Here is a 16,036-nt window from a genome sequence, read left to right as displayed (position 1 = left end):
GGTGGTTGCGTTTCCGCGTAATGGAGTCACTGGTGGACCTCCGCGTCGAAGCGGTCCAGGAAGCGGTCCATGATCCCGGGGATGTTGTTGGTAGGCCTGTACTGTTCCACCCGGTCATCGAAGTCCGAGGCGATGACCTGCCGGGCCCGGGCAGGATCGGTGGCCAGCAGGTCCTGGTAGGCCGGCAGCGTATCCTGCCGGATGAGCGCCCAGCGCTGGTCTGCGTCGGAGATGTTGCCGTCGGGGAAACCCGTGGTGAAGTCGGTGCGGAACTGTGTGGGGTTGTCCCAGTTGGTGAAGGGCACGTTTTCCGGTCCGGGACTCTCAACGCTGAACTCGAAAGGGAACACTTCCGCGTAGCTCTTCGCGCCGGGAATGGAGGGCTCGCCGGCCAGTGTCACCATGTAGGTCACAGCCTCGCCGCCCGGGTGGTTGCGCATGGAACCGTAGTCGTCGGCGATGATCTCGTTCTGCTCACGGTAGAGCAGGGCCGTGTTGCCCTCCCGGACAAGCCCGGGGTCTCCGGAATCGATCTTTGCCCACTCCTCCGCGGTACCGGGATCGATGGCACCCGAGTCGCGCAGCCTGTTGATCTCGGCCAGGCCGCCGTCCATGTAGGCCTGGTGCTGGCGGGCCTGGTCCAGGAAGATTTCCTTGTTCATGTCCAGCATGCTGGTTTCGTAGAAGCGGATTTCCTGGTCCGTCATCCCGGCGAGCTGTTCGATCTGGTCCAGGACGGGGAGCGGGATGTCCGACGCGGGGTTGTCCGCGATCTGTTGGGCGAGATCCCGGAGCATGGCCATGTCCCTGAAGCCGCCGGCGAAGGACGGCCCGATCATGTTGGCCATGCCGGCCCACTGCAGGTCAGGGTTGGCGAGGTAGGCCTGGCCGTAGAAGTCGTAGACCTTCCTGGTGGTTTCCCAGTTGTATTCGGTGCCCTTTGAGGTGTCCCAGTCCTGGAGGTCAATGCCCATATCCAGCATGGCCTGCTGGTTCCAGTAGGAACTGAGGAAGTCCCGGTAGGCCTTGGAGTTCCTGGTGATCAGGCCAGAGTCTGCCGCAGAATCCATGGCGGCCTTGGCGGCGTCAGGGTTGGCCAGCGCCCACTGTTTGAATTCTTCGCTCTGGAGGTATTCCCGGCGTTCGTCAGGGGTCATGGAGTTCAGGGTGTCCGTCAGGTCCTGGGCGGTACCCGAACCGCCGCCTTGACCTCCGCTCCCGCCGCCGGGCCCGCCCGAGCCACCGCGGGTGCTGGCCTTCTCCTGCTCGTCCGCGTTGGCGAGCAGCGCCTTTGACGCCGCTTCCAGCCCTGCCGTTGCGGACTTCAGGAACCGCAGATGGGCGGACGTCCACTCGCTTCGGAAGCGCTCGCCGTCGTGCCCCCTCCATGCAGTGGAGCTGATGCTGCTGCCGAGCTGCTGGCCCAGGGCGTTCAGCCTGTTAGCGCCGCCGGCAAGGTCCTTGGCAAGCTGCCGTAGCTGCACTAGGTCAGCACCGTAAAAATTCCCTGCCATGCTTCCCCCCGTTTGGACTCCCGTGCCAGCCTAACCGCCGCCTGGCGAAGAGGCGATGGGGAGAGCTCCCCGCCCGCGGCTATTCCTTCAGCAGGCCGGTGGTCCGGTAGGGGATCACTTCGCGGAGGAACATGCTGGTGGAGGTCCGGACGATTCCCGGGCACAGCCTGATTTCCTCTGACACCCGGTAGAGGTCGTCCGGGCTGGTGGCCACCACACGGATCAGCAGGTCGGTGTCGCCCGCCGGTGCATGGCATTCCAGGACCTCGGGAATCTTCCGAAGCGCAGTGATGGCCTCGTTGAGGTGGCTCTGGTCCAACTCAGCACTGACCGCGGCGGCCACCCCCCGTCCGAGCGCCGCAGGAAGCACCCTGCTGCTGTTGGGCCGCAAGGCGCCGGACGCCGTCATCCGCTCCAGCCGGCTCTGCACTGTTCCGCGGGCCAGGCCCAGCTTCTGCGCCAGCACCATGATGGGAACGCGGGGGTCGTCGTCCAGTGCACTCAGGATCCGCCTGTCCGTGGCGTCCAGTTCCTGCAATCTGATCATTTCCTGTCGGTTGGAGGCTCCACGATTGGTCAAACTGATCATCTCAGGTTCCGCTGGTTGCCCTAACTGTAGGATGTCTGCTGAAATTGTGGCAACAAGGGCAAAGGCTACCGCCGATTCCCGCAGGCTACAGGTTCCCCGGCACATCACCCGGCAACTGGACACCGCTTCCCGCAAGGAGGCTGCCGCTGATTGACGCTTGTTCACACCATGGTCATTGAAGCAACCACAGCAAGAGCCCCTGAGCTACCGACGTCGGACTCCCGAAGTCATCGGTAGCTGAGGGGCTCTTGTGTTTGTCCCCGCGCGCCTGCCTCCCGCATAGGCTGGATCCATGACCTCCGCCGGCCGCTTTGCCCCCAGCCCCTCCGGTGAGCTTCATGCAGGAAATCTTCGGACTGCGATCCTGGCATGGCTGTTTGCCCGCTCCACCGGCCGGAACTTCCTGCTGCGGGTGGAGGACCTGGACCGGGCGCGGTCCGGCGCGGAGGCGGAGCAGTTGCGGGACCTGGCGGCGATTGGCGTGACCTGGGACGGCGAGGTGGTACGCCAGACCGCCCGGGGCTCCCTGTACACCGCAGCGATTTCCAGGCTCCAGACCGCCGGCCTCACCTACGAATGCTTCTGCACGCGCCGCGAAATCCAGGAGGCGGCCTCGGCTCCCCATGCGCCTCAGGGCGCCTATCCGGGGACCTGCCGGAACCTCGACCCGGCTGAGCTGGAGTTCAAGCGTTCCACCCGGCCCGCTGCCGTCCGGCTTCGGGCAGGCGTCTCGGAATACACCGTGCATGATGTGCTGCACGGAACCTACACCGGCATGGTGGATGACTTTGTGCTCCGCAGGAACGATGGAGTGACTGCGTACAACCTCGCCGTTGTGGTGGATGACGCTGAACAGGGCATCGACCAGGTGGTCCGCGGCGACGACCTCCTCCCGTCAACGCCGCGGCAGGCCTACCTCGCCTCGCTCCTGAATATTCCTGTTCCCGAATATGCGCATGTCCCCCTGGTGGTGAACCACGACGGCGTTCGGCTGGCGAAGCGGGACGGCGCGGTGACGCTGCAAGACCTGGCTGGTGCTGGCGTTTCTTCCGATGCAGTGCGGGACCGGCTGCTGGAATCGTTGGGGCTTCCGGCCGGATCCCTGGAACAGGCGCTGAACGCTTTCAATCCGGCCGGGTTGCCCAGGGAGCCGTGGGTATGGGGTGTCAACTTTCGTTGACGCCATTAGGCGCGTCAACTATTGTTGACGGCATGGAGGTGGAACGGATGAAAACGCTGGTGGGATCGATGGACGGCATGGAGCCGGCAGAGGCCTTGCACGCCGTCGCCGAATTACAGAAGGAAGTGAGCCGCACCGAATCGGCCCTCGTCCGCGGCGCGCGGCAGGCCGGACTGTCCTGGGAGGCCATTGCACTGTGCCTGGGTGTCAGCAAACAGGCGGTGCACCGAAAGTATGGCAAGCAGTAGGGTCCTGGCCAGCCTAGGCTTGGGATATGTCAGACGAGCATTTTCCGGACCAGAATCCGGCCCCCAGGTTCACCGTTGAGACTGCCAAGGTCCTGGCCGAGGTGGCCCACAACCGGCAGAAGGACAAGCTGAAGCGGCCTTACCGGGAGCATGTCCTCGCCGTCGGTGACGCCCTGGCGGACTTCGACGACGACATCCGGATTGCGGGGTACCTGCACGACATCGCCGAAGACACTCCGATAACCCGGCAGGCGCTGCTGGATATGGGCGTCTCCGAGCGGGCCGTGGAGATCATTGAACGGGTCACCAACCGGCTGCACAGCAACCCCGACGACTACCAGTCGGGGATCCGCGAGATCGCCGAGGACCACGATGCTGCCCTGGTCAAGATCGCCGACAACGCCCACAACTCGCTGCCGGAGCGGGTCCAGGCGCTGGCGGAGAAGTGGCCGGACAAAGCCCCAGTCACCAAATACCGCGACGCCCGGCCGGTGCTGTACGCCGCCGTCGAGGTCGAGGAAGTCCGGAAAATCCTCGCGCGCGTCAATCCGTGGCTGCTGGAGGAGCTGGACAACCGGCTGGACGAGGAAGACACCACGGATTACGAGAACCTGTCCTACGAGGAAACGGACGCCGCCACCGCGGCCGTGCCTGAGGCTAGGCCTGCTGAGGAGCGCTAGTTTCCGCCTCCAGCTTTTCCAGGGCGTGGTGCAGCCGCTCGGAGCCGCGGCGCTCGTCGATAACTATGGAAGCACCGAGTGCCAGCACAATCACCAGCAGGCATACCGGGACGGACACTCCGGCCGCAGCAAGGCCGACTGAAGCCGCCAGCGTTATCAGCACCCCAGCCGCCACGGAGATAACAGTCCGGTCCGGACCAATCATCACGCTGTACAGCCAGGTCAGCGAGCCCTTGAACAGTGCCACCGGGACCGCAATGGTGGCCACCGCGGCTGCTGCACTGATGTGGGCTTCGTGGTCGATGTAGTAGGCGGCCACATGCAGCCCTGCGCCCGTGGCCGCGATCGCGGCGAAGATCGGAATATGGCCGTAGCCGAAGAGGAACGACCTGTGGCGGCGCAAGTGGAGCGCCCGTCCGGCGGGCAGCAGAAAGTAGATCCACCACATGCCGAAGGCCAGGGCCGTTCCGCCGAAGCCCACCAATGCAGCATCCACGCTCCAGCCGTGGGTCCCCACAATGGCGCGCAGGGTTTCGATAGCGCCGATCAGGCATTCGCCCAGGGCGATGATGGCCAGGAGTCCGTACCGTTCGGCAATATGGTGCGCGTGCCAGGGGGTCCTGGCCTTGCGCTCGGCCGCATAAGGGGTGGCCATCTCCAGCACGATCAAGGGCAGGATCATCATCAGAGTGGTGGAAACGTCGGCCTCGATAAAGAGCACGGCGATCCATCCGAGCTGCACCACCACGAGGTACTTGGCGTAGCGCAGGCAGGTGTCGCGGCCTGCCGGATCCTGCCGGGCGGCCCGGAGCCATTGAGTCACCAGCGCGAGCCGCATGATCACGTAGCCGCCCACAATCACGGCGTTGTCCACGTGCTTCCCCTCCACGAGGGAACGGAACATGGGCTCGATCCCCATGGCGAGGATCAGGACTCCCACGATCTGGATCATGGTGACCACCCGGAAGATCCAGTCGTCGGTGTCGTAGGCGCTGGCGAACCACGTGAAGTTGATCCACGCCCAGATCACGGCGAACATCGCGAACGAGAACCCCAGCAGGCCGGGGATGAAGTGCGCTTCCGCGATTTCGTGGGCGAACTGGCTGCCGGCCACGCCAAACGCGATCACAAACGTCAGGTCGAAAAAGAGTTCCAGCGGTGTCGCGGCCCGGTGCTTCTCATGCGGGTCCCGGCCGCCCATGCGTGCCATGGCGTGCCGGAGGGGATTGGAGGACATAAACCAAAGTTACACGCGGCCCAACGCGTCGATGTCCTCCAGGAACTCCTGGTGGACTTCTGCGCTGACGGTGGTCCGGGTTTCGGCGATGGCGTCGAGGTAGTCCTGCGTGGAGGGCCCCTTCCGTACCGCCTCCCGGACGGAAACTGTGCCGCCGGAGGCCAGCCCGCCGTCGTCGTACACAGCTTTTTCCAGCGCCCGCTGGGAGGCGCTCCGGGCGGCGTACTCGATGTCCGCGGGCGAGAATCCCTCGGTGCGTTCCACGAGCAGCTCCACGTCCACGGCATCCACCACGGGGGCAGGGATGAAGCGCTGCCACATGGCTTCGCGGGCCTGCCGGTCCGGCAGTCCGATGGGGATGACGTAGTCAAAGCGGCCGTGGCGCAGGAAGGCGGTGTCCAGGGCGCGGATGAAGTTGGTGGCGCACACCAGCAGGCGGCCCGGCTGTTCGCGGAACGCCGGGATGATCTTGAGGAGTTCGTTGGTGACGCCCTGGAGCGGCGACGGTGGTTCGCCGGAGCGCTGGGAGGCGATCTCCTCCACCTCGTCGATGAACACCACTGCGTGCTCCAGCTCGGCGATTTCCAGGAACGTCTCACGCAGCGCCCCCGCCAGGCCTTGGGGATCGGCGGCGAGACGGGAGGGGAAGACTTCGACGAACGGCCATTCCAGCCGGGAGGCGATGGCTTTGGCGAAAGTGGTCTTCCCGGTGCCCGGAGGGCCAAAGAGCACGACGGCGCGCGGCGGCACTACACCGAATTCGTCCGCAAGGTCCGCCTCTGCGAGGGGAAGGACGAGCCGGCGTTCGAGCAATTCCTTTTCCTTGCGCATGCCGGCCACGTTTTCCCACAGGTCGCGGGCCAGGACGCGCCCGCCGAGCTGGCCGAGTGCGCCGAGTTCCTGCCGCTGGACCGGGATGGTCCGTTCGAAATAACGCAGGTTCTTCTTGAGGGCGAAGCCTCGGCCCAGGAAAGCTTCCACCCGGGTTTCGGATTCGGGCATCAGTGCCGAGAGCTTGTTCAGCCCATGCGGGGCCATGCGGTTTTCGACGGCGGCCAGCAGCGACGTGCCGATGCCCCGGCCGCGGTATTCGGGCAGGGTGGCCAGGAAAACGATCCAGCCCTGGTCGTGCGCGGCGCGTCCGACGGCGGCGCCCACCACCTGGTCGCCCTGCACCGCCACGACGGCGTGGTCCTTCTCGCAGGATGCGAGGACCTCGGAGAGGGCATAAACCGGCTCGACGTTGTGGGCCTTGAGGGTTTCCCAGAGGTGCAGGATCCCGTCCAGGTCCGATGAGTGGAAGTCCCTGATCCGCCAGTTGGTCATCAGCATTACTCCTGTTGTGGTTCGTCCTTGAGCCAGCGTGAGCTACTCAGCGAAGCATATGCGAACCGGGCGCCGCGGGGCGTTGCCGGTCGGTTGCATGACGCTTAGAGGGGGCCCGTTGGGTAGGGAATTCCGTTGAGTGTCCACTGGCCGAGGAGTAGCGTGACCCACATCACTCAAAACCCTTTCAGGAGCAATCATGCCAATTCTGGGACGCCGGGCCGCCGCCATAACGGCTGCGCTGGCAATGAGCGTGACCACCGGAGCCATCATCAGCCCCGCCTCTGCACATTCCGGGGCTGCCGAGGAGATCAAAAAGACTCCTACGGCCATGGGCTACGGCGGTGCCGTCAGCACGGTGGATCTTGACGCATCTGCCGCAGCCATCGAAGTCCTACGCGAAGGCGGTAACGCCGTCGATGCAGCCGTCGCCGCGGCAGCCACCCTTGGCGTCACAGAGCCGTATTCCGCCGGCATCGGCGGGGGCGGCTACTTTGTGTTTTATGACGCCCGGGAGGGCAAAGTCAGAACCATCGACGGCCGGGAGACTGCCCCGGCGGCGATGCCGAGGGACGCGTTCATAAAGCCCGGCACCAAAGAGGCATTTGAGTTCAAGAAGCAGGCGACCAGCGGCATTTCCGTGGGGGTTCCCGGTACTGCTGCTACGTGGGAGCGGGCATTGAAGCGCTGGGGGAGCCTAAGCCTTGGCGACGTCCTGGAGCCCGCCATTGACGTGGCAACGGACGGGTTTGCGGTGGACGAGACATTCCGCAAGCAGACCCTCGAAAACAAGGATCGTTTCCTTCCGTTCGAAGCAACCAGAAAGCTCTTCCTGCCGGGACCGGACAACGATGCGCCCGCCGTGGGATCAACCTTCAAGAACGAAGATCTGGCTCAGACATACCGTCTCCTTGCGCGGGAGGGAATGGATGCCTTCTACGAGGACGAGCTGGCAGAAGAGATCGTTTCCACCGTCCGGAACGCGCCGTCTTCTCTGGATCCTATGGTTCCGGTTCCTGGGCCAGCTGGCGTCATGAAGGCCGAGGACCTCAATGACTACAAGGTCTTGGACCGCGATCCCACCCACGTGGACTACCGCGGCTACGACGTCTACGGCATGGCCCCGTCCAGCAGCGGTGGCACCACCGTGGGCGAGGCACTGAACATCCTGGAGACGTTCGATCTGCCGGGCCTGGTGAAAGGCGATGGCAATGCGAGCAACCAATCTGCTGTGCTGCACCACTACCTGGAAGCAAGCGCCCTGGCATTCGCGGACCGGGGCAAGTATGTGGGTGACCCCGCTTTTGTCGACGTCCCCACGAAGGCGCTCCTCGACCCCGTATTCGGGAAGGAGCGGGCCTGCGAGATCGACCCGCTGCACGCGGCGACGAAGCCGGTGGCGGCCGGAGACGTGGTGGACTACGACGGCGCCTGCGACGTTGAGCCTGGTGCCCACGAGGACGAAAAGGACAGCGAGAATATCAACACCACCAACCTCACAGTCTCCGACAAATGGGGCAACGTGGTGGAGTACACCCTCACCATCGAGCAGACTGGCGGGTCCGGCATTGTGGTTCCCGGCCGCGGGTTCATCCTGAACAACGAACTCACCGACTTCTCGCCGGTGTTCAACGAAACGGACCCGAACCGCATACAGCCGGGCAAACGCCCGCGTTCGTCCATGTCGCCCACTATCGTGCTCAAGGATGACCAGCCGGTCCTGGCGCTTGGGTCCCCTGGCGGAGCCTCGATTATCACCACGGTTCTCCAGACATTGATTAACCGGATCGACCTCGGCATGAGCATCGAGGACGCCCTGGCCGCCCCCCGCGCCTCCCAGCGCAACACGGCCCAAGTTTCGGCCGAACAGGCATTCATCGACTCGCCATCGGGGAAGGTCTTGTCGGCCCGGTACGGGCATAGCTTTACTACACCGGGTGCCCTTGGAACATCCGCGGCGGAGATCGGTGCCGCGACAGCCATCGAGTTCAGCCGCGACGGTAAATCCGTGACTGCCGTAGCTGAACCCGTACGGCGAGGCGGTGGCTCGGCGATGGTGGTGACACGATCACACTGAACAGGAACTGAACAACAGCTAACGACGGCGGCACCTGGGTTCTCCAAAATCAGAACCCAGGTGCCGCCGTCGTACGCGCTAGAGCGGGATTACTTCTTGAATGTCGCAGCTGGCGGATTCGCGACCACCGGGGAGAGGCCGGTGTGGCCTTCGCGGGTTTCGGCGATTTCGTGGATGCGTTTGCGGCAGGCGAACCAGCCGAACACCATGAGGACGGAGGCGATGGCGGTGACGAGCATGGTGAGCGGGGATTCGATGAACACCATGATCAGCACGCCCGCCAGGAAGAGCAGGGAGAGGTAGCCGGTGTAGGGGGCGCCGAACATCCGGAAGGAGGGGCGGGCCAGCCAGCCTTTGTCGGCCCAGCGTTTGAGCTGGATTTGGCACAGGACGATGGTGGCCCAGGTCATGATGATGCCGACGGAGGCGACGTTGAGGACGATTTCGAAGGCCTCGGCCGGGACGAGGTAGTTCAGCGGGACGCCCAGGAGGGACACGCCGGCGGTGATGGCGATCCCGCCGTAGGGGACGCCGGCTTTGTTCATGCGGGAGGCGAACTTGGGGGCGGAGCCGTTGACGGACATGGAGCGCAGGATCCGGCCGGTGGAGTAGAGCCCGGCGTTCAGCGAGGACAGGGCGGCGGTGAGGACGACGAGGTTCATGATGACGTCCACGCCCTGGATGCCGATGGAGCCGAAGAACGTCACGAAGGGGCTGACGCCTTTGACGTAGGAGGTGTAGGGCAGGAGCAGGGCCAGGAGGATGACGGAGCCGACGTAGAACACGGCGATGCGGAAGACCACGGAGTTGATGGCTTTGGGCATGATCTTTTCGGGGTTCTCGGTCTCGCCGGCGGCGGTGCCGACCAGTTCGATGGAGGCGTAGGCGAACAGGACGCCCTGCATGAGGATAATCATGGGCAGCAGGCCGTTGGGGAAGATCCCGCCGTTGTCCGAGAGCAGGCTCAGGCCGACTTGTTGGCCGTCCACGGGGGTGCCGAAGATGACGAAGTAGGTGCCGGCGATGAGGAAGATGACCAGGGCGGCGACCTTGATCAGGGCGAACCAGAATTCCATTTCGCCGAAGACCTTGACGGAGACGAGGTTCAGGGCGAGGACGACGACGAGAGCGGTCAGGGCCCAGGCCCACTGCGGGACGTCGGCCATCCAGGGGATGTAGTTGCCGAAGAAGTGCATGTAGAGGGCGGCGGCGGTGATGTCCACGATGGTGGTGGTGGCCCAGTTGATCCAGTAGAACCAGCCGGAGACGAACGCGGCTTTTTCGCCGAAGAATTCCCGGGCGTAGGAGACGAAGGAGCCTGAGGAGGGGCGGTGGAGGACGAGTTCGCCCAGGGCGCGGAGGATCAGGAACGCGAAGAATCCGCAGACGGCGTAGGCGATGACCAGGGACGGTCCGGCGGCGTTGAGCCGGCCGCCGGCGCCCAGGAACAGGCCGGTGCCGATCGCGCCGCCGATCGCGATCATCTGGATCTGCCGGGGCTTGAGGTTCTTGTGGTAGCCCTTGTCCTCCGCGTGCAGGGAAGTCTCGGACGCGTGCGCGTGCCCGCCGTCAATGAGGTGGTCGGGTATGGGGGAGTTTGTCATGGCTGGGTCCTTCAGGGGGCGGTCGGGGACTACTTGCTGAGGTTGGCGAGGCGTTCGGGGCTGAGGAGTTCCTGGAGCTGGGTGTCCGTGAGGAGTCCGTGTTCGAGGACGAGTTCGGCGACGCCCTTGCCGGTGGCGAGTGCTTCCTGCGCGATGGCGGTGGCGGTGGCGTAGCCCAGGTGGGGATTCAGGGCGGTGACCAGGCCGATGGACTGCTCCACCGTGCGGCGGAGGTGCGCGGTGTTGGCGGTGATGCCCCGAATGCAGCGTGCCGTGAGGGTGCGGCAGGCTGCTTCCAGGTGGGAGATGCTCTTGTGGAGGCTGTGGACGATGACGGGTTCGAAGGCGTTGAGCTGTAGCTGCCCGGCTTCGGCGGCCATGGTGATGGTGACGTCGTTGCCGACTACCTCGTAGGCCACCTGGGAGACCACTTCCGGGATCACCGGGTTGATCTTGCCGGGCATGATGGAGGAGCCGGACTGGACCGCCGGCAGGTTGATTTCGCCGAAGCCGGCGCGGGGGCCGGAGGAGAGCAGGCGGAGGTCGTTGCAGATTTTGGAGAGCTTGACGGCGACGCGTTTGAGCACTCCGGAGAGATGCACGAAGGCGCCCACGTCCTGGGTGGCCTCGATGAGGTCGACGGCGGTGACCAGCGGAAGTCCGGTGATTTCGGCCAGGTGCCGGCACGCGGTTTCGGCGTAGCCTGCCGGGGCGTTGAGGCCGGTGCCGATGGCGGTGGCGCCGAGGTTGATCTCGTGGATCAGCAGTTCGGCTTCGGCGAGGCGGAGCCGGTCCTCGCCGATGGTGATGGCGTAGGTGCCGAATTCCTGTCCCAAGGTCATGGGCACGGCGTCCTGCAGCTGGGTGCGGCCCATTTTGACCACCGTGCGGAATTCCAGCGCCTTGGAGGCGCAGGCTTCCTCGAGTTCGGCCAGTGCGTCCAGCAGTTCCCGGGCGGCGAAGATGGTGCCCAGCTTCACGGCGGTGGGGTACACATCGTTGGTGGACTGGGAGAGGTTCACGTGGTCGTTGGGGTGGAGCCGGGCGTAGTTGCCCTTGGGGTGGCCGAGGATTTCGAGGGCGCGGTTGGCGATGACCTCATTGGCGTTCATGTTCGACGACGTCCCGGCACCGCCTTGGATGACGTCCACCACGAACTGGTCGGCGAGTTCGCCGGCCAGGATGTCCTGGCAGGCCTGCTCGATGGCGTCGGCGCGTTCGGGGTCCAGCAGTCCGAGTTCGCGGTTGGTGCGGGCTGCGGCGAGCTTGACCGCTGCCAGGCCACGGACCAGGTGCATGTTCGAGGACAGTTTCTGGCCGGTGATGGGGAAGTTCTCCACCGCCCGGAGCGTGTGCACGCCCCAGTAAGCGCTGGCGGGGACGTCCCGGTCCCCGAGGAGATCGTGTTCGGACCGGGTCCGTGTGGGTGCAGCCGGTTGTGCTGGGTTCCCGGCGGTGTCGATGGCAGTCATGTGTCCTTACAGGGCTTCGTTGACGGGTGCGGACGGTTGGTTCAAAAAGTCGGTGGCCTGCAGCAGGCCCACCTGGTGGCCCCCACCGAGGACCGGGGCGGTTGCGATGGCGGCGAGCGGCGCGGTGTCCACGCCGCTCGCCCCGAGCAGGGTCACGGTGGCGGGCATGCGGGCGCGGTCGCCGCCGTCGGAAATCTTCACGGCGACGGCGCTGCCATCCGCCAGGCCCACCACCTGTACGCCTTCAAAGCCGTCCTTCGCCACCGAACCCGGCAGCAGGCGCATCAGCTCGGTGACGTCGCGGCCTTCCCCGGCTACCATCTCCGGATGCCGCTGCATGGCGAGTCCGACGGCGGCTTCCGCACTCTGGGCAGCCTGCCCGCCGTCGTCGTTTATTGCCAGGGAGTCTGCCGCAGCGAACGCGATGCGTCCGAACGCGCGGGCCATGCCGCGGAGCGTCAGGGCGAACAGTGGTGTACCGCAGCCGTCGGTGCTGAGGGCGAAGGGCTCCTCACCGGTCAGCTCCCTGACCGTTTCGGCTACAAGCCGCTGCAGGGGGTGGGAGGGATCCAGGTAGCCCTCTACCGGCCAGCCGTTGATGACGCAGGTGGCGGCCATGGCGGCGTGCTTTCCGGAGCAGTTCTGGGTGAGCTGGGTGGGTCCGCCGCCGTTGCGCAGCCATTCTTCGCGCTCGTTCACGCCGTAGGGGAGGTCGGTGCTGTTCTCGAAGTCGCTGACGCTCAATCCGTGCAGCTCGAGGATGCGGAGCGCCCCTTCGCGGTGCTCCGCTGCGCCGGAGTGGCTTGCCGCGGCCAAGGCAAGGAGATCGGCCGGCAGCTGGAGCCCGGCGCGGACCATGGCCACGGCCTGGAGCGGCTTGAGAGAGGACCGGGGATAAAACGGCACGAGGGGATCGCCCGCAGACGCCAGAGGTGCTCCGTTAGCCGCAACGGCAATCGCCGAACCGTAGTGCACACTTTCCACCAGACCGTCACGAATTGCGGCGACCAGGGGCTGGTGCTGCGGCAGGGCCAGTTCTGCCGGGGCAGCAGTGCGGGCAGCGGAAAACACAGGGGAGGGCATGGGATCCTTGGGTGGTTTTGTTGCGGTCGTTAGTTGTTAAGGATGGAGTCGAGGGCAAGGCCCACGGCCTGCAGGTGCCGGGCCATGGCGTCACGCGCTATTTCGGCAGAGCCAGCCTCGATGGCGGACAAGATTTCCTGGTGTTCCACGTCTGAGGCGTGCTTCCGGTCCGCCACCATGTTCAGCGTTTCGGACTGGTGGGCCAGGGCACCGCGAATGTCCGCCACCACGCTGGCGAATACTTTGTTGCCGCTTGCGCGGGCAATGGCGGCGTGGAAGCTCGAGTCCAGGGCTACCCAGGATTCCGGATCGGTTTCGGTGGCCATGGCAGCAACAATGTGGCGGAGGGTTTCAAGCTCCTCTTTGCTGCGGCGCTCCGCGGCCATCCCGGCTGCGGGAACCTCGATATGTGGGCGTGCTTCGGTCAGGTCCCGGGCCGAGTATTGGCCCAGGGTGAGATCGTTGGCCACTTTGTTGGCGACCACGAATGTGCCCTTGCCCGTTTTGGTTACCGTGAGGCCCAGCGCGGTACAGGAGCGGAGTGCTTCCCGGATCACCGAGCGGCTAACTGCATATTGCTGGGAAAGAGTTGCTTCCGAGTTGAGCTTGCTGCCCACTCCCAGCCGGCCGGACTCGATGTCTTGGCGGATGGCGTTGAACACCGCTTCGGCAGCACTAAGCCGTGCGAGCGGAAGGGCCGCAGGCTGTCCTGCTGTCCGGCTGTCTGACAGGTTCACGCTTTAAATATGGCAGGCGTCACAGTGCCTGTCAAACTTTCCTACCTCTCCGGCTGGCGGGCTGCGCGCTGGCGCTGCCGCCGGGAACCGAAGTGCCAGGCTATGAGCCCGGCCACGGCCAGCACGGCGATCACGACGGCGATGTCCCGGCCGGCTGCCTTCGCCACTGCCTCGTAGGAGTTGCCCGCGAGGTACCCGAGGAGGACAAAGCCAGCGCCCCAGACAAGGGCTCCCGCCGCATTGAAAACCAGGAATCGTCTGTAGGGCATCCGGGACGTGCCGGCCAGGGCGGGCATCACTGCCCGGAAGAAGGCGATGAAACGGCCCAGGAAGACCGCCCAGCCGCCCTTGCGCTGCAGGAAGTCTTCGGCCTTCGTCATCTGCTTCTGGTGCCTGGATAGTGCCCGGGACCTGGAGAACCGGGAACCCAAATGCTTGCCCACCTCGTAGCCCACTGTGTCGCCCAGGACCGCGGCCAGCACCGCAACGATCATCATGGCAGCCAGCTGCACTTCACCGCGGCTGGCCACCACCCCGCCCAGCACGGCCGCCGTCTCACCGGGAATGACGAAGCCGACAAACAACGCGTCTTCGGCGAAGACCAAGCAGAAGACGGCGATGTAGGCCACCAGCGGGCTGACGTTCAGGAGGCCGTCGACGAAGGCCGTCATGGGGACATCCTAGGCCTGAGGTGCAGGAAATGGAGCTGATTTCCTCCAGCTCGCCGAGTTCGTCGAGGAAGCTGGTGTACATAACGTTCCGCTTGCGTTTCTCGATCAGGTGTACCAGCTCGGAGGATGCGGTCCTCAATGTTGCCCAGAGCATCGAGGAGCGCCGAAAAAGCGCCGAGGCGGACAAGTAATCCATAAGAGACTCCTGCTTCAGACGCCAACGGGTCCCAAGAATGCCTGGGACCCGTTCGCTTTCGCTATTTATTTAGCAGGGGCTCCAGGTCTTCCCGCCCGGTGCATAACACCGAGGCCCTGTGTATTTGGAGGGTGCCGGTGGTACATAGGGCGCCGGTGCGGGCGGAACATATGGCCGGGGAGCCGGGGCCACGTAAGGCGCAGGTGCGGGCAGTCTCCGAAGCCGCTCTGCTTCTGCCGCGGCCTGGCGGGCGGCTTCCTCTGCAGCGGTCTTTGCGGCGGCTGCTGCTTCATCGGCCGCCTTCTTCTCAGCGGCTTCGCGTTCCTCAGCGGCCTTCTTTTCTGCGGCGGCGCGGGCTTCTGCTGCCAGCCGTTCTTCTTCAGCCTTCTTTTCAGCTGCCGCCAACGTCGACTGCTGTGACTTGAATTCGTCCCTCTTCTGCTCCCCCGTGGCGATCTTGTTATCGAGAACGGCGAGGCCGGCCGTGGTGGCAGCAACGGAAAGCCCAGCCCAGTAGATCGCCCTGTTGGCGTCCTTGGTTGCGCTAAAGATGGCTCTGAGGGATTTGGCGGCGGCCAGCTTCGTGACCAGTACCGACGCCGCCGTGCTTGCGGCCGCCGACGTTGTTGCCGGCGCAGTTCCGGCTGCTTCTTCCAGTGCTTTGGTTGTCTCTGCCAGCTTCGCGGGCAGCGTGCACTCGATCTCATCAGAGAACAGGCCGGCCTGCGCGGTCCGGGCTTCCTCATAGGCTGCCTGCACGGGGGGAAGGAACTTGCGGTTTTCGCCGAACTGCACCGGTATCCCCAGCCCTTCCCTTGCAATCTCGGCATTCACGAGAGAACCGTCCGGAGCAAAAACCCCGGCCAGCGTGCGGCCGTATTTGTCGTGCCGTTCGACATCAAATTCCAGCCTTACTTGAGTGCCTTTCGGAAGCGTCTCTTCCAAGTACTTCGAGGCTTGCGGGCCAAGGCATTCCACCGGCTGATTGGGGTCCTTTGTTTCAGGCGTGTCCACATTCAGAAGTCGAATGGTGTGATCACCATTGTTGATGGAGACGATTAGAGTGTCACCGTCGACTACCCGCACCACCGTTCCGGAATCTGCGTTTGCAGCTGCACCTACTGATATGGATCCCGCAATCAGTGCGGCCGTGGCGAGCGAAGCCACAATCAGGTTTTTCATTCAGAGCTTTCCTTAGCACTTACGGCCAGATGCTTCAGGGCGTAGAGGATCCAACCTAGGAGAACCTGGAAGTTTTCTACATTTATGCTGAACGTCCTGACGCAAGGCTTCCTCAAGAGAAGCTCAAGATCGGGAGAGTTCTCTGCCCTGCCTGCGGACGGCGCGGATTCCGTGGCTGGAGCAGGAGCGGAAATAGGCGGCCGCAAGTTGCAGTAGTCTGCACGCCACTCTCCGGAACGT

General features: G+C 64.6%; 14 protein-coding genes. 4 read left to right on the top strand and 10 right to left on the bottom strand.

All coding sequences use genetic code 11. From position 1 onward, the window contains the following. Nucleotides 1–26: 26 nt before the first annotated feature. The gene (locus QFZ36_RS11770) at nt 27–1,514 is read right to left on the bottom strand and encodes a WXG100 family type VII secretion target (RefSeq protein WP_306636630.1); all 1,488 of its coding nucleotides are present in this window, start codon (nt 1,512–1,514) and stop codon (nt 27–29) included. A gap of 79 nt (nt 1,515–1,593) precedes the next feature. Next, on the bottom strand, nt 1,594–2,061 hold the full coding sequence (locus QFZ36_RS11765) for an Lrp/AsnC family transcriptional regulator (RefSeq protein WP_306636628.1): 468 nt from the start codon (nt 2,059–2,061) through the stop codon (nt 1,594–1,596). 334 nt (nt 2,062–2,395) lie between these two features. On the opposite strand from QFZ36_RS11765, the gene gluQRS reads away from it, so the two are divergent. From gluQRS to QFZ36_RS11750, 3 genes are read left to right on the top strand one after another with little or no spacing between them, the layout of a single operon-like run. Next, entirely contained in the window at nt 2,396–3,283 is an 888-nt protein-coding gene (gene gluQRS / locus QFZ36_RS11760; RefSeq protein ID WP_306636627.1) for a tRNA glutamyl-Q(34) synthetase GluQRS, read from the top strand. Between the two features lie 32 nt (nt 3,284–3,315). Further along, the gene (locus QFZ36_RS11755) at nt 3,316–3,531 is read left to right on the top strand and encodes an AsnC family protein (RefSeq protein WP_306636626.1); all 216 of its coding nucleotides are present in this window, start codon (nt 3,316–3,318) and stop codon (nt 3,529–3,531) included. A 26-nt stretch (nt 3,532–3,557) separates the two neighbouring features. Next, the gene (locus QFZ36_RS11750) at nt 3,558–4,211 is read left to right on the top strand and encodes an HD domain-containing protein (protein WP_306636625.1); all 654 of its coding nucleotides are present in this window, start codon (nt 3,558–3,560) and stop codon (nt 4,209–4,211) included. On the opposite strand, the gene QFZ36_RS11745 is transcribed toward QFZ36_RS11750, so the two are convergent. After that, nucleotides 4,189–5,448: a low temperature requirement protein A gene (locus tag QFZ36_RS11745; RefSeq protein WP_306636624.1), complete on the bottom strand. Its 1,260-nt coding sequence runs from the start codon at nt 5,446–5,448 to the stop codon at nt 4,189–4,191. The two genes, QFZ36_RS11750 and QFZ36_RS11745, sit on opposite strands and share 23 nt — an antisense overlap. 9 nt (nt 5,449–5,457) lie before the next feature. After that, nucleotides 5,458–6,774, bottom strand: a complete 1,317-nt coding sequence (locus QFZ36_RS11740) for an ATP-binding protein (RefSeq protein ID WP_306636623.1) — start codon at nt 6,772–6,774, stop codon at nt 5,458–5,460. Between the two features lie 199 nt (nt 6,775–6,973). On the opposite strand from QFZ36_RS11740, the gene ggt reads away from it, so the two are divergent. Next, nucleotides 6,974–8,851 (top strand): gamma-glutamyltransferase, encoded by a 1,878-nt coding sequence (ggt, locus tag QFZ36_RS11735; RefSeq protein WP_306636620.1) that lies wholly within the window; start codon nt 6,974–6,976, stop codon nt 8,849–8,851. Between the two features lie 89 nt (nt 8,852–8,940). Here the strand turns inward: ggt and QFZ36_RS11730 are convergent, their stop codons facing one another. The 6 genes from QFZ36_RS11730 to QFZ36_RS11705 all read right to left on the bottom strand — a co-directional run bounded on the left by QFZ36_RS11730 (nt 8,941) and on the right by QFZ36_RS11705 (nt 15,796). Continuing rightward, entirely contained in the window at nt 8,941–10,455 is a 1,515-nt protein-coding gene (locus QFZ36_RS11730) for an amino acid permease (RefSeq protein WP_306636619.1), read from the bottom strand. 29 nt (nt 10,456–10,484) lie between these two features. Further along, nucleotides 10,485–11,927 (bottom strand): aspartate ammonia-lyase, encoded by a 1,443-nt coding sequence (locus QFZ36_RS11725; protein WP_306636617.1) that lies wholly within the window; start codon nt 11,925–11,927, stop codon nt 10,485–10,487. Between the two features lie 6 nt (nt 11,928–11,933). Beyond that, nucleotides 11,934–13,010, bottom strand: coding sequence for an asparaginase (locus QFZ36_RS11720; RefSeq protein WP_306636615.1), 1,077 nt, complete (start codon nt 13,008–13,010; stop codon nt 11,934–11,936). 29 nt (nt 13,011–13,039) lie between these two features. Further along, nucleotides 13,040–13,747 carry a FadR/GntR family transcriptional regulator gene (locus QFZ36_RS11715; protein ID WP_306636613.1) on the bottom strand — a complete coding sequence of 236 codons (708 nt, stop codon included), beginning with the start codon at nt 13,745–13,747 and terminating at the stop codon, nt 13,040–13,042. Between the two features lie 41 nt (nt 13,748–13,788). Then, nucleotides 13,789–14,418 carry a DedA family protein gene (locus QFZ36_RS11710; RefSeq protein ID WP_306636611.1) on the bottom strand — a complete coding sequence of 210 codons (630 nt, stop codon included), beginning with the start codon at nt 14,416–14,418 and terminating at the stop codon, nt 13,789–13,791. Between the two features lie 265 nt (nt 14,419–14,683). Continuing rightward, the gene (locus tag QFZ36_RS11705; protein ID WP_306636609.1) at nt 14,684–15,796 is read right to left on the bottom strand and encodes a thermonuclease family protein; all 1,113 of its coding nucleotides are present in this window, start codon (nt 15,794–15,796) and stop codon (nt 14,684–14,686) included. Between the last annotated feature and the right edge of the window lie 240 nt (nt 15,797–16,036).

Origin of the sequence: Pseudarthrobacter siccitolerans, assembly GCF_030823375.1 — a bacterium.
GTDB lineage: Bacteria > Actinomycetota > Actinomycetes > Actinomycetales > Micrococcaceae > Arthrobacter > Arthrobacter siccitolerans_A.
The sequence above is the reverse complement of the archived record's forward strand: the minus strand, read 5'-3'. Positions and strand labels throughout refer to the sequence as shown.